This is a genomic window from Vibrio phycocola, from assembly GCF_054404255.1.
Genome location: NZ_JBTAMQ010000001.1, coordinates 524,116 through 544,352 on the forward strand (window position 1 = coordinate 524,116; position 20,237 = coordinate 544,352).

Here is a 20,237-nt window from a genome sequence, read left to right on the forward strand (position 1 = left end):
GAATATCGCACAAAACAATATTAGTGTTTACTCTAACTTATTGTATTTGTGTAATAATGGCTGCAAATTTATGAACTTTGTCATGAATTTTTCATGTTTCCAATAGGAAATAAATTTCTTGATGGAGCGAGGAGTGATGAGTATAGTGAATAAAACGCATGCTTTGGCCGAGACTATCAAGAGGAATTTGAAATGGGATATTTGTATAACAACTATGATCTACAGGCTTTCTTCTCAACCAACCTATCAAATACTGATGGTGTAGTTTTCTCTGCCATCGAATCAGAGTTACAGCGTCAAAATAATCAAATTGAGTTGATAGCATCGGAAAACATTGTGTCCAAAGCCGTGATGCAAGCTCAAGGGACATGTTTAACCAATAAGTATGCTGAAGGTTATCCGGGTAGGCGCTATTATGGCGGTTGTGAACATGTGGATGCGGTGGAACATACCGCGATTGAACGAGCAAAGCATCTATTTCGTTGTGAATATGTCAACGTTCAGCCGCATTCTGGTGCCCAAGCAAATGCCGCAGTGATGTTGGCATTGCTGCAACCTGGAGACACCATTCTCGGAATGTCGTTAGATGCTGGTGGGCATCTGACTCATGGCGCTCGTCCTGCGATGTCAGGTAAATGGTTTAATGCAGTACAGTATGGTGTCACGAGAGATACTTTTGAGATTGATTATGAGCAGGTCAGGGAATTGGCTCATCAGTGTAAACCAAAAATTATCATTGCGGGTGGCTCGGCGATTCCTCGTCAGATTAATTTCGCTCATTTTCGTGAGATTGCAGATGAAGTGAATGCTTTGTTAATGGTTGATATGGCGCATATTGCCGGTCTGGTTGCAACAGGAGAACACCCAAGCCCGATACCATTTGCCGATGTGGTGACGACAACAACTCATAAAACCTTACGCGGTCCCCGTGGCGGTATGATTATGACCAATGATATTGAAACTCATAAGAAGATCAATTCGGCGGTTTTTCCTGGTTTGCAAGGAGGCCCGTTAATGCACGTTATCGCGAGTAAAGCCGTTGCGTTGGGGGAGGCATTACAGCCAGAATTTTCACTGTATATTCGCCAAGTTGTTCGTAATGCTAAAGCGCTCGCTCAAGTACTTGCGCAACGTGGTTGTCACATTGTTACTGGTGGGACTGATACACATTTAATGCTTGTTGACCTTCGCCCTAAAGGGTTAAAAGGTAATCAAGTAGAAGCGGCGTTGGAACGTGCGGGTATCACGTGTAATAAGAATGGCATTCCTTTTGACACCGAAAACCCAACGGTCACGTCAGGTATTCGTTTGGGAACTCCAGCTGGCACTAGTCGAGGGTTTGGAGAAGAGGAATTCCGACAAATTGGTGAATGGATCTGCGATGTTCTTGATGCGTTAGCAAGCTCCACAGAAGATGCTGATGTCGTAGAAGCACACATTAAGAATCAGGTCCAAAAAATGTGTGACAGATTCCCTTTGTATCAATAGTGATTATGTGAAAATGAAAGCAAAAAAGTATTTAGAGCAGAGTTTCGCAGTAATCATGCGCGTGAATTGATCCATAAGGTAGCCGTTACGAACTAACTCGATGTAACGGCGAATGATTTCACTAACACAGCTTACGCGCATTTCACCTCAACCAAAACGCTCGTTTTTAGTGCTGAACTAATAATAATCACCGATACGCTTTAACCAAAATAATGCGCCTGTTCGACGCTGAAATCTAAACATATGTTGATATTGATCAAGCAAATAATATTGTTTCCTAGTTAACTACTTTCCACACCTTACTAGGAAGTGATACACCTCAAATTATGCAATAAAAGTCCTTTCTCTTTTTTCATGTTTGTTTACTCTGATAGTTAGATAGCTAACTAGTAGGTATCTAACGGTTTGTTGATAGTAGGCTGTTAGTTGGAGAGAAGTAACAACCTGGATATCACAAATTGAGCATTGATGAGTCACTTAGTATTACCGAGTTGAAAATAAATGAAGCGTTTTACAAAACTAAGCAAACGTATCAAACATTACAAATTGCTGGTATCTCGTTCTTTAGTCTTTCGAATCTCCTTAATTGTTAAATTTAGTTTCCATGAAGTGAAAAATATGGTCATTAAATAATAAGAGACGTCACACGCATTGTTATGAGATTTAACATTTAGTTATCTCTTTATTTTTTAATTAATCACTTTAGCTTTAATAATTTACATTTAGGACGTATTTAAATGGAACGAACCCCAAGCACATTTAAAGTATTTGCGATATTTTTAATATTTTACTTGTTTGTAGTTTATTACTTCATCATGGCGACAGCTGGCCCTGAAAGTATGAACCTTATCTTACCGTCACTGGAACAAAAATTTGGTTGGAACCCGAGCGACGTTGTTGCCAAAGTATCTATTGTGAAATTGCTTGCCGTTATTAGTGGCGTAGTTCTTAGCACGCTTATGGTTAAAAAGGGGATTAGAAATGTAACTGCCCCAAGTATTACTTTGGTTGGTCTGGCAATTGCTGGAATGGGCATGTCGCAGACCATGGGGCAGTTTGTTGCTGCCAACATTATTATTGGTATTTTTACACCTGCAATATTCATATCTCAAGGCGCTTTGATCTCGAATTGGTTTGTCCGAAATCGTGGGAAAGCATTTGGGATTGTCACCATAGCTGCGCCTTTTAGTACTGCTACGTTTACACCGATCGGCTACCACTTGATTGAGCATTTTAGTTTTACTGCACTATATACAAGTGTCGGTGCCATTTTCACTGCCATGGGATTGATTGGATTTTTTGTTATAAAAGACGCACCAGAGCAGGTTGGTCTTGACCCAGATGGTATCCCGTTTACGGAAGCCGAACTCAAACAAATCAAAGCAATGCGCGAATTTAAATCAAAATGGTCATTAGTTAAAGTATTAAAAACTAAGGAAATATGGTTTTACTGTTTTGGTTGGGGGTTTGTCACCATCGTGAATCTTGGATTAGTCGTCCAAATCGTGCCGGTGCTCACATCTGGTGGCATCGAGGTCAATAAAGCATTACTTATGATGACGGTAGCGTCTCTTATGGGGATCCCTCTAACGTATTTTTGGGGATGGTTTAGCGACAAAGTTGGCACAACAAAAGCGTGTGTTGTCTTTGCTGTAATTACTATTTTCGGTCCTATTGGCTTTGCATTTGGTTCGGCTGAAAGCATTGGATATTACTACCTATCAATACTCTGCATTGCTATTGGGACTGGTGGAACTCCGAACTTAATGCCATCTCATCTAGCCTACTTGGTTGGTCGAAGAGAGTTCCTAAATGTAAATCGCTATTGGATCATATTTCAGTCACTCGCGATTAGTTTCGCGTTTGCTTACGTACCGATTATGTTTGGGATTTTGGGTTCTTACGAAACCGTTTTCCTTCTTCTAGCGCCGTTCTCGATATTAGCAGCGGTGTTATTTGCTTTCACAGGTAAAACCCATGATGCAGAGAATATGGAAGTTGATAAAGAGCGTGAAAGAAATAATGCAAAGCTAAAAGCGGGGCAAGCAATAATCGAATAAGCTAGCGTGGAAAATTGAGTACATTGAAATATTTTCTGTACTCGATTTTTAACTAAATCTAGCCTTTTAAAATTTAAAATGGTTTTTATAAGTTTAATTTTAACTATATCGATGAACTTTATTTGTTCTTAATAAAACAATGTTGTTAAAGCTTGTTAGTACAATTGTTAAATTTTATAAACTGTAAATTTTTGTTCTTATTTGGAATTAATAACCAGTCGAATTTAAATATTTTTGGTTATTAGATTTCTACGACAAATAAAGAGGATTTATGCCAGTAGCGAGTATTGACCAAGAGCTATGTATTGGATGCGGAACGTGTATTGAGTCTTGTCCAATGGATGTCTTTCGCTTGGATACATCAAGTCGTCGAATTGAAGTATCTCCGTGTAGTAATGATTGCCCATTAGGACTTGACCAACGGGAATATCACAACTTAATGAAGCAAGGCAGGATGAATGAAGCCGCTACTATACTGCAGCAACGTCACCCTATGCCTTCCATCACTGGCCGAGTTTGCCCTCATCCATGTGAAAGCAACTGTACCCGGCAACAAGTTGACAGCCCAATTAACATTAATGGTCTAGAGCAGTACCTAGGTGATTACATGTTGAATAATATTACGGCGGGTGGCAATGGCTTAGGAGATAAAGTGGCCGTGATTGGGTCAGGCCCTGCTGGATTGAGTGCAGCATTTAATCTCGCACAAAATGGTTATCAAGTAACAGTATTTGAAAAAGACCCTAAACCTGGTGGACTTTTACAATACTCAATTCCTGCATTTCGTCTTCCTAATGAAACCATCGAAGCGCAAATAAACTATTACAAAGCGATGGGTATCGAGTTTCGTCTCGGGACCCAAGTCGGTAAGGATGTTTCGAAGAATCAACTAGAAGCCGAGGGCTTTAAAGCCTTTATCGCAACAGTTGGTGCTGCTAAACCTATGACGCTAGATGTTCCTGGTTGTCATGCTGCAAATATCACCAGCGCGATTCAGTTTCTTAAAGATGCCCGTACTGACGTTTCTCAAAATATCCCAACGAAAGTTGCGGTGATAGGTGGTGGGTCTGTATCTCTCGATGCCGCAAGAACCGCGTTACGTTTAGGAGCGAAAGAAGTTCATGTGGTTTGTTTAGAACGCATTCAACCAGGTCACAAAGATACCATGCTGGCGTTGACCGAAGAAATTGAAGAATGCCACGAAGAAGGCATTATCTTCCATACTCAGCGTTCGGTAAAAGAATTCAAGTTAAACAAGGATCAAGTGCACGCCATTTCTCTGGTTGAATGTTCCTCTGTGCGTAATGAAGACCGCAGTTTTAACCCTTGTATTGGCAGTGATGTTGTCGAAGAGCTAGTCGTAGATGGCATCATTATGGCTATTGGTCAAACTGCCAATGGTGAGCTGGTTCCGACAGATTTTAATACAACTCAACGCGGTTTTATCAATGCAGACAGTAAAACATTGCAGGTTTCCGACAACCTATTTGCCGCGGGAGATGGGGTTACCGGTCCAACAACCGTCGTCCGAGCTTTAGCTTCGGGAAAACGGGTTGCTGCGGTTGTTGATCAATATCTCAAAGGTGAAGAGTTGGCCGTTGGCCTTGATATAGAGCGTCCTATGTCTAAGGATGTACCTGAAAATCACAACCTCTACACTGACGTTCGCCAAGAGCGCAATAAGACGTGTGCACAAGAACGGATCAATAATTTCAAAGAAACATCGCAAAACCTTACTAGAGCTCAAGTCCAACGTGAATCTGAACGCTGTCTCACTTGCGGTAGTCGTTCAACCATTGCCGCTGTCGATGATTGTCAGGTGTGTCGCTTGTGTGCTCATTACTGTCCGGCAGACTGTATTGAAATCACCGATGGTGCTTATATGACCTCGTTACACAATTTTGATGTCGTGCAGCTTGGCACCGCATTAGCAGATAAGTAGGAGTTCAGTCATGAAAAAGAAACAAGATCTTGAGCTAATTACGTTAGAAACCGATGTGTTAGTTGTCGGTGGTGGTTTTGCTGGTTGCTTTGCTTCGATTAAAGCGGCAGAGGCCGGTGCTAATGTGATTATGGCGGTTAAGGGACGTACCGGTCGATCGGGTTTAACACCTTGGGCAAACTCTTGGTTTGTATGGGATGACTTTGATGGTGCGCTAACCCGAGAAGATTACATTAAGCAATTTGTATTGTCAGGCGAGTACCTCAATAACTTAGATTTTTCCAATCTGTTGATGGACGAATCGATGGATCGTTTGTTAGAACTTCAATCTTGGGGCACTAAAACAGGGCTTACCCATGAACATGAAGGTGGACGTCCATATTACTATCAACCGGGATCAGTATCACGTTCGGTAGAGCATGTTGGTGGTGGTGACCCAATGCGTCGTAAAGCGCTTGAGGTTGGCGTCGAAATGCTTGAACGCGTCATGTTTGTCGAGTTACTTAAAGATGAAGATAAGGTTATTGGCGGGATAGGGTTCCATATGGAATCGGGGCAACCTTATGCTGTATTAGCTAAAGCGACTATCCTCTGTACCGGACCATCGTCGCTTAAACCAGTAGGAATGGGCTACCCATGTAGTTCGGCAACGGCTGATGGTGATGCAATGGCCATTCGTGCCGGTGCTCAAATTTCAGGCAAAGAGTTCAATGATGCGCACCCATCAATGCCTTATAATTATCTCTATCCAGAAAGAAAAGAGAAAAAAAGCGCACTTAGCTTAGGTGGTGGTCCACCGAGCCAAGATGGTCCTTTTGATCCAAATAAACTCAATGGTTCTGCTCTAGGTTTAAGAACCGATATGGCAATCGGCTTTGATCGCGGAGGATTTCCTATCCATCCCGATTATGCGCGACCACCAGGGATCGCTCAAGGCGAGAAGCCGCCAATGGGCATACCTGATGGTTTACCGCCACCGCCTCCAGGACACCCAGTGGGCGGTCCTCCTCCTTTTAAAGGATTCTCAACCGTTGGGATGGGAAATCACAAAGGAGAAGGTGTTTTCCCTCAAGATATCAATGGACGCTCTAGCGTAGAAGGTCTTTGGGCTGCAGGCGATGCAATGTGTTCGATGCAAAATGGTGCGGGTTATTCAGGCTTTGGTTCCTCATCTTCCGGTTCATCCGTTCAGGGTGCTCGCTCTGGATGGGCTGCCGCCGAATACATTAAAACCCAAGAAGCGCCCAAGCTTACTTCTGAACGTTTGAATGAATACCTGCAAGCTGTGATTTTTCCATACAACAATCACCAGGGCTATAACCCTAACTGGGTGACGCGTTTGATGCAGGGGATCATGTTCCCTTACTACGTGCTGTATGTAAAAGACCAAGATCGTATGGAGATTGCACTCAAACAGATTAAGTACCTACAAAAGAAATTTGCCAATAACTTAAAAGTCGAAAACTTTCATGAGCTTCGCAATGCACACGAGTGTCGCAACATGTTGCTCAATGCGGAGATGAAATTAATAGCTGGTATGGCTCGTAAAGAGAGCCGAGGTACTCACTATCGAGAGGATTACCCATATCGAGATGACAAGAACTTCCTTGCGTGGGTGACACTCACTTTAAATGAGGATGGTCATGTTGAGTCTGATTTGGAGAAAATCCCCGAGAAATGGCACCCATCTCCAGAGTTAAGTTATCGCGAGAAATACAATTTCGCGTTTCCTGAAGAAGAAAAATATATTGAAGAGCTTGGGCTAAGTTAACCGAGATTTGTTCTACCAACGCTCTGAAGTGTTTGTTTAGTAATACTGCCATTTTCGCCCAGTTATGCTGGGCGATTTTTTCATTCTGATATAAATAACAGCCTTATAAATAAAGCCCTTATAAATCGAATTTTTATCAATCTCCCTAAAAAATCTAATTAAGTTAATGATTGCTCCAATTATGTAAACGGGTGCTCAATGTGAAAACTAAGAGTAAACCGTAGTGTCGTTCTTGCCAAAACTCATTTAATATTCCCTAATACCGATATCTTCAACTGAATAGAATCAGATAACACACGTGTGGAATTTGTTGTACAACCAGTAGATTTTAGCTAACAGCAATGAACGTATGTTGGAATAAACATTGTGGTATTCAGTGTGAACGATTAAACGAAAAAACAGGAGAAAGCAGAGTGATTAGTACAGGAGTTATCGCGACGGTTGCTGTCGTTATTGTGGTCGTAGCATATTTCATTGTGACTTATAACGATTTTATCCGGCTGCGTAATAAAGTGGAAGAGTCCTTTGCAACCATGGATGTTTATATGAAAAAACGCTGGGATCTCATTCCAAATTTAGTTGAGACGGTGAAGGGGTATGCTTCCCATGAACAGGAAACACTTGCTCGCGTTATTGAAGCTCGAAGCATGGCGATGAACTCTTCAGGACAGGCAGAACGACAGACTAACGAAAATGCACTGTTTGCAGGACTTAAAAATTTATTTGCGCTGAGTGAAGCTTATCCAGACTTAAAAGCGAACGAGAACTTCATCAATCTTCAAAACCAACTCGAAGAAGTTGAAGATGACATCATGCAAGGGCGTAAGTACTTTAACGCGGTAGTCAAAGCGTTTAATACCAAACGTGAGCTATTTCCTGCGTCAATTGTTGCGGCGATGATGAAGCTGGAGAAGCGTGATTATTTTGAGATTGACGCTGCTGAACGCAAAAATGTAGAAGTAAAATTCTAATGAATATATTGAGATCGATTTTACTGTTTCTGCTAGTTAGCATATCTACATGTGCTGCCTATGCCGATGAATACTTTGTTATTGATCATTATCAGGTTGATATCGAGGTGTTGGAAAACAATGCCTACAATATTACTGAAGTGATAGAGGTAGATTTCTCGGCACAGCGACATGGTATTTTCCGGGAGATACCATTGCAGTTCGACGATATGCGAGTCGAACTTAGCAATGTTTCCGTACAAAATCATAATTTCACCGTTAATCAAGAGCGCGACTCTGCAACGATACGAATTGGCTCGGCTGATACATATGTTATGGGCGAGCAACGTTACGGCATAACTTATACCTACGATGTTGGTGCAGATGCTCTTTCTGATATGGATGAATTTAACCATAACCTGATCGGAAATCAGTGGGGAACCACTATTGCCAATGTTGAATTCAATGTTCGGTTGCCTAAATCTTTCAACGCTAACGATGTCAACGTTACCTCGGGAGACTTCGGTTCAACGGATAATAGTAAGGTAGAATGGCAAGTAAATGGCAATGTGATTTCTGGCCGTACCTTGAAGCCGTTAGATCATTATCAAGGGCTAACGCTCGCGTTGCCTCTACCTGAAGGTTATTGGGTCGGTGCGGTGAAACACCGAGAACCAGATTGGTTGCTCTCCCTTATCCTAGGTTATCCCCTATATTTACTGGTTATTCTCATTTCAGCAGCTATTTGGTATTTAAAGGGGCGAGATAATACATTGTTTCCTACTGTTGAGTTTGATCCTCCACAAGGTATGACTCCTGCTGAAATTGGGTATGTTATTGACGGCCGAGTGGATAATGAAGACGTGACGTCGTTGATTATTTATTGGGCTGAGAAAGGGTACCTAGAGATTGAAGATGATTCAGTTACGGTGTCACGATTTAAGGGTAAATCACTTAGACTGACACGAATAAAGAGTCTCGGTAACGATGCAAAAGATTATGAAAAAACGCTGTTTGCCAAACTGTTTCAATACGGTGATGGAAACTCTGTTTCGACGCTCGACTTAACGCATAAGTTTTACACTAATGTGCGTCAGGTGAAAAAGGAGATCACTAAGAGCTTTACCGATCATAAGCAACGCAGAATATATGCGAAAGGTACGGAGCGCTATAGCCGGTTAACCACCGTACTTGCGGCCTTACCGATCATCACGTTACTGTTTCAAGGCTTTTTAGATTTTATGGGTGATCTGGTGCCAGCACTTATATTTTCTATCCCTTTTAGTTTGTTCCTCGTGATTCCGAGTTTAACGCTTGGAGCTGTTCTCTCCGGTGAAGGGAAGAAACGCAATATTATATTTGTTGCCATTTTCGGTGGCTTCTCATCAGTCTTCTTCGCGATACTTTGTACTGTTGAAGGGGATATTTCCTTGGTTCAGTATGGCGTTGCTATTCTTGCGAGCGTAATCACCAGTATTTTTGTTTCGATTATGTCGCGCCGTACTCGATATGGAGATAAGGTACTTGAGCAAGTTCTTGGTTTTAAAGAGTTTATTAAGACGGCGGAAAAAGACAAGCTAGAAGCTTTATTCGAATCAAATCCCTCATATTTTTATAATATTTTACCCTATGCAATGGTTTTCGGACTGAGTGATAAATGGTCAACTCATTTTGAGGGTATGAGTGTGGAGCCACCAAATTGGTATCGTGGCGCAAGCACTTCCGCAATGGGGGCCGTGGCTATCACCAGCACGTTAAATAATCGCTTTAGTTCTATGACTTCGTCGATGACCTCCGCACCTTCTTCAAAAGGGACTAGTGGAAGTTCGTCCTCTGGAGGTTCGTCTGGAGGTGGATCAGGCGGAGGTGGAGGTGGTAGTTGGTAAGTGCAAGTAAGTTTTGGCGCTTTAATGTGAGAGTAATCGTCCTAATATGTATTATAAATAATTGTTCAGGTTAATTTTTTCGAGTGCCAAACTTAATTCAACATTCGCCTGACACAAGTATCAATTCTCTACTATATATACATTACTAATATAAAAATTGATTGAATGGGCAGAATTAACGTGACCAGATCGGCTCACGCGAATTCTGCCCATTTATGCTATCGATTTTTATCAGTTTATTGTTACACGCTATGGTTATGTAGAACTTGATTTTCCAAGTTTCAGTTAAGGGTATTTAGTATGTTTTCAAATTCATCGAATGAGCTAATAACAGATGATGGGTTTAATTTTCATAGCGGCATAGTCTTTATGCTATTGCTGTTTTTATTATCGTGGACACACTTTGTTCACGCTGAAGCGAAGGTTGATATTTCTGAAAATGCGTCGTTTACTCGTCAGACGGTTGTTGATACCGCTCGTCGCCTTTCTCAGCATCCTTTTGTTAAACCTCAACGTGCCCCAGATGCGTTGAATCAGTTAGATTACTCGAGTTACCGCCAAATAAATTATCAACAGCATGCTGCGATTTGGGGAAAAGCATCAACGCCTTTTTCGGTTCAATTGTTCGCTCCTGGATATATCTATCGAGAGCTAGTTGATATTGACGTAGTAGAAAACAGTCAGTCTATCCCCCTAGAAATCACTGAATCGTCATTTCAAGTCCCAGATGAGTCGATCGGAGAGTTGTTAGAGCAGGTAGGTAAATATGCTGGTTTTCGCTTGCATTACCCGATAAATAAGAGTGATTACAAGGACGAATTTCTTGTATTTCAAGGAGCAAGCTACTTCCGAGGTATCTCGAAAGGGCAAGCTTATGGTGTTTCAACTCGTGGACTGGCGATTGATGTCGCCGGAGAGAAAGGTGAGGAATACCCGCTATTTAAGAAGTTTTGGATCGAACGTCCTTCTAGCCGCCATCAAGCCATTGTGGTCCATGCTTTATTAGATAGTAAAAGTGTCACTGGCGCTTACCGTTTTGCGATTTATCCCGGCGCTCCTACACGTATGAAGGTGAAAGCAGTGCTCTTCCCTCGGGTCGATATTAAAAATGTCGGATTAGGTACGCTAACGTCTATGTTTATGCATGGCGGAATCGATCGTTCTGATGTTGCAGATTATCGCCCAGCCGTACATGACTCAGAAGGCCTATTCATGGTGAGAGGCAATGATGAGAAGCTATGGCGACCATTAAGCAATCCACGTCGTTTACAAGTAAGTACATTTATGGATAAAAATCCGAAGGGGTTTGGGTTAATTCAGCCTCACCGTGATTTTGAATATTATCAAGATCTTGAAGCGAAATATCATTTGCGACCATCAATCTGGGTTAAGCCTTTAGGTGACTGGGGAGAAGGCAGCGTAGAGTTGATTGAGATCCCTTCGGACTTTGAGGCAAACGATAATATCGTTGCGTATTGGAAGCCTAAAAATGGCTTGAAGAAAGACCAGGTTTATACCTTTGCTTATGAGCTCACATGGCTGGATAGCTTTCCAAAGTCTAAGGATAATGTAACCATCGCTCGTACTTCTGGCGGGAAAAAATTATCCGAAGAGAAAAACGAAATTGTGATTGATTATAGTCACCTAAATTTTGATGATTTCAAGAATATTAAAATATCTGCTAGTGCAAGCAATAATGTGATTTTAGAGTCTCGAATTGAGCCTAATCCAGGTGTCGACGGTGCACGTGTTTTTATCACATTTTCGCCTGAAGACACGGAAGTATCAGAGTTTCGCGTGCAGCTTTTTGAGGACAATGTGCCAATAGGGGTTACTTGGCTCTATCGTTATGTAGCTGAGGATTGGGCACAATGAAACCAATAAACAACAATACGTTTAATGAAGTCGCGTTACCGAAAGAATCGCGCCTTCAGATGAATCGTCATCAAGTATCAGAAGCCGGCACCAAACTTAAGCGTTATAAGCAAACTTTACTCTACAGCCTATGGACATTGCTATCGCGATTGATCGTACTAGGAGTAACGGTGGGGTTATCTGCATATGGTATTACGGAAATGCACGGGGTGCTTAATACCAATAAGATCACCAATTTGCAGTTGCTTTTTTTAGTACTGTTCAGTGTGAATTTTATTTGGGTATCGTTCGCTTTTGCGCAAGCATTGCTCGGTTTTGTAATACATCTTAAACCTCGAATTATAAAGCATCAGGAGATTGAGCCAGAATTTAAGACTGCAATTCTATTGCCTATCTATAATGAAAACCCTATCCGTATTAAGTCGACGATTGAAGCGATGAAAGCGGACTTAGTCGAGAAATCGCCAGGTAAGTATGCTTTTTTCATTCTTAGTGATACCAATCGGTCGGATGCTTGGATAGCTGAAGAAGAAGCTTTTTTAGATCTCATGGCTGATGAAACAGAAGATTGCCCGGTTTATTATCGTCGCCGACATAAGAATGTTGAACGCAAGGCTGGAAACATTGGTGATTGGGTTCAGCGCTGGGGCGGTGAATATGAAGCGATGATTGTGCTCGATGCCGATAGCATAATGAGCGCTGAGTCGATGATTACTTTATCACGTCGTTTAGCCGCAGCTCCAAATGTTGGGTTGATCCAAACTCTGCCGAAACTGGTGTTTGCGAATACCTTATATAGCCGTTTGCAGCAGTTTGCCAATCAGTGTTTTGGGCCTATTTATGCAGAAGGTTTATCGGCATGGCATGGGTTATCTTCAAACTTTTGGGGACATAATGCGATTATTCGATCTCGCGCGTTTGCCGAAGCGGCTCACCTACCTATTTTATCGGGTAAAGCTCCATTTGGTGGTCACGTACTCAGTCATGATTTTATAGAAGCCGCTTTAATGCGACGTGCTGGATGGGGCGTTCGCTTTGATACCGATATTGAATGTTCGTTTGAGGAAGCGCCGCCTTCATTAAGTGACGTCATGGTGCGTGATAGGCGTTGGTGCCAAGGCAACTTACAACACAAAGCGTTTATCTTCGCAAAAGGATTCTGTATGCCGACTAGGCTGCATATTTTTGCTGGAATTATGTCGTATTTGAGCGCAATTTTTTGGTTGGCATTGATCGTTGTCGGGCTAGCCATTGCGATTCAGGCTAAGTTTATTCGTCCAGAATACTTCTCTAATCCATCATTATTTCCGACTTGGCCAATATTTGATTCAGAGCGTGCATTAAGTTTATTTGCCATTTCAATGTTGATCGTTCTTGCTCCAAAGATATTTGGTTGGTTTGCTGCAATGGTGAATGTCCGTCGTTGTATGCAATTCGGTGGCCCGATTTTATTGACTCTGAGTACACTATTTGAAGTGGTGATGTCTGCCTTGTATGCCCCGATACTTATGGTCTCACAACTTGGCGTGGTCATTGGAATATTTCGAGGGAAAGACAGTGGTTGGAAGCCTCAGTCTAGAGATGATGGTGCGATAAGTTGGGCATCTGCAAGACGTGGCCACACTTTACACACTCTGTTTGGGTTAGCGCTATCAGCTATTGCCTTTACAGTCAGTAATGCACTTGTATTTTGGATTTTGCCGATCACGATAGGGCTCGTATTATCGATACCGCTTTCTTGGATTAGTGGCGGAGAAAAACGCACTAAATATTTGAAAGTGTTAGGGCTACTGCGAGCTCCAGATGAAAAGCGGCCAGCTAAAATATTGGTTGAACTTGAAAAAGCAATGGCTAAAACTCCGCCGTTAAAAGAGGTTCACGCATTAAATCGTTTGGTTAAAAATGAATCACTATATAAGTGGCACAAAGCACAGTTACCTGTATTAAGTGATCAACCACCGGAATTTGATGCGGCTAGAGTTTTGGCTGAGTGGAAACTGCGTCATGCGTCCGATTTAGATCAATTGGATGAATGGTTGGAGTCTGACGAAGCATTGGCGCTGCTTAATGATAGAGCTTCTATCGAACAATTAGATGCTGTAACACGTTAACTTTGGTTGTTAACACTGAAATCACGACTACACTAATATTATAGTTACTTGTAAATACAGTGGTTATGAAATTTATAAATGTAGTCGTAATTTTAATAACTTAGCGAAACTTATGAGTTGTTGTTACAAGGTTAAGTTCGTGTTACGTTGAATCTGATTAAAGCAAGAATGACTAAATTCATAAAGCCCGAATTGAGTAATTAGTTAGGCCACTCTGACAGTTTATTGGCGCCAACTGATTGTATAGATCTTTTGAAGAAAATAGGTTCTTGGTGTATTTCTAGATGAGAGTTAATTTTAAAACGTTAGATTATAGGTTAGACGTCATTAAATCTTGTGTTCTGTTAGTCTTGATGATCTTTCTGACAGCATGTGTTTCCAAGCCCCGTCAGGTTGTGGCTGAGACTCAGTTGGTGGTAGGAGAAAATAGATATCAATCTATGGATGAAGTCCCTTCCGATTATTGGGAAGCTTTAAACCTTACGTCTAGCGAATCTCTTGATCATGTTAACTATCACATTAAGCTTGGCCCCATTTATACTTCTGCGCTTGGCTCTGAGTGTCGCGTAGCCGTCATATCCCGTAAACAAACATTCATTTTCGGAGATTATCGTAGTCAGACTCGAGTGTTTTGTTCGACACTTAGAGTTGATGATGATGAAACGATTAAGACATGGTATTTAGTGAAGAGCCTCCGAGATACAGCACCGGATATCGAGTTGTGATCATGAAAAAGATAAGTACATTTTTAAGCTGCATATTTACCCTCATGACAATTGCTGCATCACCCAGTTATGCAGCTGATTTTGTTGATGATCAAAAGAGCCCAGCCACCACTCATTCACTTAATATTTCGCCGAATCAATCACTTGAGTCGGGTGATTATGCTTCAGAAAATAAGAGCAATTTACTGTTACCGGCTGAAGTGGATATGCGTGAATTACTGCCTTCATCCGGCGAGCAATTCCCACCTCCTTATGGGGCAAATTTATTCGCAGGCGGTGTTGAAGCCGAACGCGTTGATGGGTTAAATGATAATTATCTAATTGCTTCAGGTGACAAAATTAATATTTGGCTTTGGGGGGCGGTTAATTTCTCTGAAGTACTTACCGTCGATACTCAAGGTAATATCTTTATTCCTAATATCGGGCCGGTATATGTCGCAGACATTCGGGCAAACGAAGTCAACGCATTAGTGACGTCCAAAATTAAAGAGATTTACACGAACGTTAGTGTCTACGTTAACTTACTCACTGCAACCGCTGTGAATGTTTATATTTCAGGGCCCGTGATTCGACCGGGTCAATACGCCGGGATGGCATCTTCAAGTGTTCTTTATTTTCTCAAAAGAGCAGGGGGTATTGACTCTGAGCGAGGCAGTTATCGCGAGATTGAAGTAAAGCGCCGTGGCCGAGTGATAGCAACTGTTGATCTTTATGAGTTTATTCGACTTGGCGTTATGCCCGTTATTAACTTTAAAGATGGCGATGTTATTTTAGTCAAACCACAGAAAGCCGCGATAACCGTTGCTGGTGGAGTGCGCAATCCATTTCGTTTCGAATTTAAAGACACCGAAGCAAAAGGGCAACAGTTGATCGATTATGCCCGCCCACTAGCAAAGGTAAGTCATGTGGGAATAGTGGGTGACCGAGCTTCCGGCCCATTTTCTGAATATATTCAATACTCTACCTTTAAGGACTTTATCCTTCAGGATGGTGATAAAGTCGTTTTTAATGATGATCAACGTGTCCAGGTCGTCGATGTTCAGATTTCTGGGAGTTATCAGGGCCCTTCTTTCTTCTCGGTTAAAAATACCACCCGTTTGTTTGATGTGCTTAGTTACGTACCCATCGATAGAGATTTGGCTGACATTAATGCCATCTATATATTAAGAAAGAGTGTCGCAGAACGACAAAAGGAGATGATCGAGGAGACGCTTGAACGCTTAGAGAGAAGTGTTCTAACCACGTCAGTTGCTTCCGGTGATGAGGCAGAAATTCGTGTTAAAGAAGCGCAATTGATTATGCAGTTTACTGATCGAGCAAGGTCTATTGAACCTTTAGGAAAAGTCATTGTTTCTGAAGATGGAAATTTAGCCAATATCATGCTTGAACAGGGGGATCAGATTGTTATCCCACCGAAGTCAGACCTAGTACAAATATCCGGTGAAGTACTCATGCCTCAAGCTGTCGTTTTTAACCCTGAAGCTAAGATAGATGATTATGTTGCTTGGGCCGGTGGCTTTACTGAGAGAGCAGAAGATAGCCGAATTGCTGTTATTCGAAGCAATGGTATGGTGGTTATCGACAAGCAAGTAAACATTCGTAAAGGCGACGAAATTTTAGTATTGCCAAAAACAGATACTAAAATACTGCAGGCTGTTAAAGATATCACTCAGGTTATTTATCAAATTGCTATTGCCGCGAATGTTGTTTTGTTGGATTAACCACAGCGGAAAGTATCAGGCTTCCTTTTCTATAATTTGAGGGCCACAATGAGGCATTACTTATAGTGATGGCTTTATTGTGGCCACTTTCACTGATTTCGTGTAGATACAGCTTTTCGGTCTTTTCTTAATATTCACGAACTCTCTCAATAAACATTTCTCTGTTAATTCATTCTTTCTATGACGGTTATCTCAATTTAAGTAGGTTAGGGTTTTTATAGCACAATGTTGCGGTTAATTTGTTACCAGTAACATTGACTGAGCATCGCGAAATCCACGCAAGCCAAACACCAGTAATAGGAGATAAAAAAATGGGGTCACTAGTTGGAAAAAAGGCATTTGTTACAGGTGCCGAGCAAGGGATTGGTTTTGCTACAGCTAAAGACTTAATTGAGTCTGGATGTGATATTTATGTCCACTATTTTATGGGTGACGAAGGCCCCAAAGAGTTGGTGAAAATAGCGGAATCAAAAGGTCAAAAAGCGATGATTGGCTACGCCGATTTAACCGATGCTGAAGAAACCAAGAAGTGTATTGCAGAAGCCGCTGAGTTTTTAGGTGGAATCGATATTTTGGTTAACAATGTTGGTGGGATTATCGCTAGAAAGTGGTTGGCTGAGATTGATCAGAAGTTCTGGAATACAGTAATTGATGTCAATATGACCACTATGCTTAATGTCACCCAAGCGGCACTACCGTATTTAAAACAGGCAAGTGATGGTGCCAGTATTGTTAATCTAGCCTCTCTTGCAGGGCGTTGTGGCGGACATTCTGGTTCTTTGGTGTATTCGATGACTAAAGGAGCGGTATTGACTTGGACACGTTCTTTAGCAGCGGAGCTTGGTGAGCACGGAATTAGGGTTAATGCTGTTGCTCCAGGGTTAATTTTAGGAACAAGATTCCATAATACTCACACCACAGAAGAATCTGCGAATGAGACGGTTAAAGGTATTCCTCTTGGCCGAGCAGGTACATCGGAAGATGTTGCGCATGTGATTACGTATTTGGCGAGCGAATATAATGGTTTTGTATCCGGAGCGACGATTGATGTGAATGGTGGAGTTTACCGAATGTAAAAGAAATTAAACTCAATGTCCTCCTTTCAGATACATTGATGCAAATGCCGCTAGTACTATGATGACGACTCGATGTTGGTATTGTTTGTAGGTAAGCAACGCCGTTTTGCCAACCTAATATTCACCGTTGGTGTGGTTTGTTAGTTTCGTGGTACAAATATAGCTACGTATAAAATGACCATTTTTATACGTAGCTCACTTTTTTCTTTTCTTTAGATTCGGGCTATTATTTTAATTTTTCCTTGCGCAGAAAAAAGCATCTATTTGATGTCAAACTGATTATTTATAAGAACTCCAATGTTCGACAGGGTGAGTTGGAGAGTGGTGACGTATCATTTATCGATGTATCCCAACATCTAGTTCAATGGTTCAAAGCTGTTGCCTGGAATGTTTAGTCTAGTTCAGAAAAGAAGCGAATCGTATCACTGGAAATAGCTATTTTCTTGTCTTCAGTCATTCTATCGTAGGTACTATACATCATTTTTAAACGATGATTTTGAGCCAGTTTTTCTCGATTTCTCGTGAGGAAATTCCAATATAAGTAGTTAAAGGGGCAAGCGATTTCTCCATTTTTTACCGATACTTTATAACTGCAATTTTTACAATAGTTAGACATTTTGTTGATGTATGATCCACCGGAAGCATACGGTTTACTTGCTAGGTAACCACCGTCGGCAAATAAAATCATTCCAGATACATTAGGAAGTTCAACCCACTCGAACGCGTCGGCATAAACGATAAGAAACCATTCATTGACCTGCTTTGGCTCGATACCCGCAATCAAGGCAAAATTACCTAATACCATTAATCGCTGTATATGATGTGCATAAGCATTACGCCGGGTCCCCTCTACACATTGACGTAGACAATTCATCTTCGTATCGGCGGTCCAATAAAAATCAGGTAAATTATTGTTTGCATCGAGATAGTTTTTATTGGCGTAGTCCGGCATCTTTAACCAATAAATGCCTCGAACATATTCACGCCATCCAATGATTTGACGAATAAATCCTTCAGCCGCATTTAAAGGGACACTGCCATCGATATAGGCTTGTTCTGCAGCCTGCACGCATTCAATTGGAAGCAATAAACCAATGTTGAGATAGAAGCTAATGTGCGCGTGAAACATCCATGGTTCACCTTCAATCATTGCATCTTGATAATCACCAAATAAGGGCAACCGTTGTTTGATGAATTGATCCAATACGATTAACGCTTGTTTTCGGGTAACTGCAAATTGAAACGGTTTTAGATCACCGAAATGGTCACCGAAATGTTCAGCCACAAGCCTTAATACGTCAGATGTTATTGCGTCGGGTTTAAAAGTGCTGGTTTGAGGAATGTTAATCTCAACGTTGGGCGGCTTTCGGTTATCGGCATCAAAATTCCATTGCTGACCCACCGGCTTATCATCGTTCATTAGAATATTGTACTTCTTACGCATCATGCGGTAAAAATACTCCATTCTGAGCTGACTTTTGGGTTTCGCCCATTCAGAAAACTCCTTAGGCGAGCAAAGAAAACGATCATCGGCGCGAACTTCGACCGGAACAAAAAATCTTTTTTCCCACGTTTCTATATCTTTGAGAACGCGATGTTCATTCGGATGGGTAACAATAATCCGCTCAGGTTTACATTCATTGATACAACGCTCTATTTCTTGGCAAAAGTTTTGGCTATTAAGAGGATCATCAAGCTTGATATAACGAACCTTGTATCCAGCATTTTTTAGCTCTTGAGCAAAGTGGCGCATAGCCGAAAAAATAAACGCGATCTTTTTCTTGTGATGTTTTACATATTGGGTTTCTTCTCTTACCTCACACAGAAATATCGTATCATTTTTAACGTCGATTCCTTGTAAGCTACTTATCGAGGTCGATAATTGGTCTCCTAAGACCATTCTTACTGCTGTCACGGCTGAATCTCCTTTCCGTCCCAAGCAAAACAACCACCACTATGCTCGTGAGATAGATTGTTTAAGACATCTAATAGACGTTCAGCGGAATACGCTGGAGAAAATAGCTTACCTTGCTGAACATTTTTCTGAAATGGTTTTGATAGTGAACTATCGACAGTGCCCGGATGAACACCCACGATTATTGCGTTCTTATTTGATCGACCCATTTCGATTGACGCCGATTTTATGATCATATTAAGCGCCGACTTAGATGCTCGATAAGAGTACCAACCACCTAACTGATTATCGGAAATGCTGCCAACTCTAGCTGAAATAGCAGCGAATATAGAGCGATCGGATTTGTTCAATTTTGGTAAAAAGTGCTTGGCAATTAATGCAGGTGTTACGGTATTGGCGTGAAATATTTTAGTGAGGTTCTCACTAGTAATATCTTTAAGCGCTTTTTCAGGAGCTAAGGTATCGTTGTGTAATAGACCAGTTGCAACGAAAACAAGATCGAGCTTCCTATGTTTACTGGCGATTTCCGCTGCTGTTGCAATACTTTGTTCACTCGAATAATCGATCTGATGGGCGAGCACACGCTGATGTGTGCTTGCTGAAGGATACCGAGAAAAAGTATGTACAACGGCCATCGGATAGTTCTCAATAACTAACTGTGTAAAGGCTTTGCCGATGGCTCCCGAGCTTCCGATTATAGCGATAGTGTTGTACATG

The 20,237-nt window shown here is 41.6% G+C and carries 13 protein-coding genes; 11 read left to right on the forward strand and 2 right to left on the reverse strand.

Annotated elements, in window-relative coordinates; genetic code table 11:
* The first annotated feature begins 192 nt into the window (after window positions 1-192).
* The 11 genes from ACXJY6_RS02535 to ACXJY6_RS02585 all read left to right on the forward strand — a co-directional run bounded on the left by ACXJY6_RS02535 (window position 193) and on the right by ACXJY6_RS02585 (window position 17,605).
* Complete coding sequence (locus ACXJY6_RS02535; RefSeq protein ID WP_458767252.1) at window positions 193-1,488, forward strand: serine hydroxymethyltransferase; 1,296 nt, start codon at window positions 193-195, stop codon at window positions 1,486-1,488.
* Window positions 1,489-2,225: 737 nt separating this feature from the next.
* Window positions 2,226-3,548, forward strand: a complete 1,323-nt coding sequence (locus tag ACXJY6_RS02540; RefSeq protein WP_458767253.1) for an MFS transporter — start codon at window positions 2,226-2,228, stop codon at window positions 3,546-3,548.
* A 271-nt stretch (window positions 3,549-3,819) separates the two neighbouring features.
* Window positions 3,820-5,490, forward strand: coding sequence for an FAD-dependent oxidoreductase (locus ACXJY6_RS02545; RefSeq protein WP_458767254.1), 1,671 nt, complete (start codon window positions 3,820-3,822; stop codon window positions 5,488-5,490).
* A 10-nt stretch (window positions 5,491-5,500) separates the two neighbouring features.
* A complete protein-coding gene (locus ACXJY6_RS02550; protein ID WP_458767255.1) occupies window positions 5,501-7,261 on the forward strand; it encodes an FAD-binding protein in 1,761 nt (586 codons plus the stop codon).
* A 413-nt stretch (window positions 7,262-7,674) separates the two neighbouring features.
* On the forward strand, window positions 7,675-8,232 hold the full coding sequence (locus ACXJY6_RS02555) for a LemA family protein (RefSeq protein ID WP_458767256.1): 558 nt from the start codon (window positions 7,675-7,677) through the stop codon (window positions 8,230-8,232).
* On the forward strand, window positions 8,232-10,097 hold the full coding sequence (locus ACXJY6_RS02560) for a DUF2207 domain-containing protein (protein ID WP_458767257.1): 1,866 nt from the start codon (window positions 8,232-8,234) through the stop codon (window positions 10,095-10,097). The genes ACXJY6_RS02555 and ACXJY6_RS02560 overlap by 1 nt, the downstream gene beginning before the upstream one ends.
* A gap of 300 nt (window positions 10,098-10,397) precedes the next feature.
* Window positions 10,398-11,972: a glucan biosynthesis protein G gene (locus ACXJY6_RS02565; RefSeq protein ID WP_458767258.1), complete on the forward strand. Its 1,575-nt coding sequence runs from the start codon at window positions 10,398-10,400 to the stop codon at window positions 11,970-11,972.
* On the forward strand, window positions 11,969-14,083 hold the full coding sequence (mdoH, locus tag ACXJY6_RS02570; RefSeq protein ID WP_458767259.1) for a glucans biosynthesis glucosyltransferase MdoH: 2,115 nt from the start codon (window positions 11,969-11,971) through the stop codon (window positions 14,081-14,083). Before ACXJY6_RS02565 ends, mdoH begins: the two co-directional genes overlap by 4 nt.
* Before the next feature lie 284 nt (window positions 14,084-14,367).
* Entirely contained in the window at window positions 14,368-14,808 is a 441-nt protein-coding gene (locus tag ACXJY6_RS02575) for a hypothetical protein (protein ID WP_458767260.1), read from the forward strand.
* A gap of 2 nt (window positions 14,809-14,810) precedes the next feature.
* On the forward strand, window positions 14,811-16,529 hold the full coding sequence (locus tag ACXJY6_RS02580) for a polysaccharide biosynthesis/export family protein (RefSeq protein ID WP_458767261.1): 1,719 nt from the start codon (window positions 14,811-14,813) through the stop codon (window positions 16,527-16,529).
* Between the two features lie 311 nt (window positions 16,530-16,840).
* The gene (locus ACXJY6_RS02585) at window positions 16,841-17,605 is read left to right on the forward strand and encodes an SDR family NAD(P)-dependent oxidoreductase (protein WP_456052713.1); all 765 of its coding nucleotides are present in this window, start codon (window positions 16,841-16,843) and stop codon (window positions 17,603-17,605) included.
* Window positions 17,606-17,996: 391 nt separating this feature from the next.
* Here ACXJY6_RS02585 and ACXJY6_RS02590 read toward each other — a convergent pair whose 3' ends face one another.
* Window positions 17,997-19,520, reverse strand: coding sequence for a cryptochrome/photolyase family protein (locus ACXJY6_RS02590; protein WP_458767262.1), 1,524 nt, complete (start codon window positions 19,518-19,520; stop codon window positions 17,997-17,999).
* Window positions 19,517-20,236, reverse strand: a complete 720-nt coding sequence (locus ACXJY6_RS02595; RefSeq protein WP_458767263.1) for an SDR family NAD(P)-dependent oxidoreductase — start codon at window positions 20,234-20,236, stop codon at window positions 19,517-19,519. The genes ACXJY6_RS02590 and ACXJY6_RS02595 overlap by 4 nt, the downstream gene beginning before the upstream one ends.
* Window position 20,237: the final 1 nt, after the last annotated feature.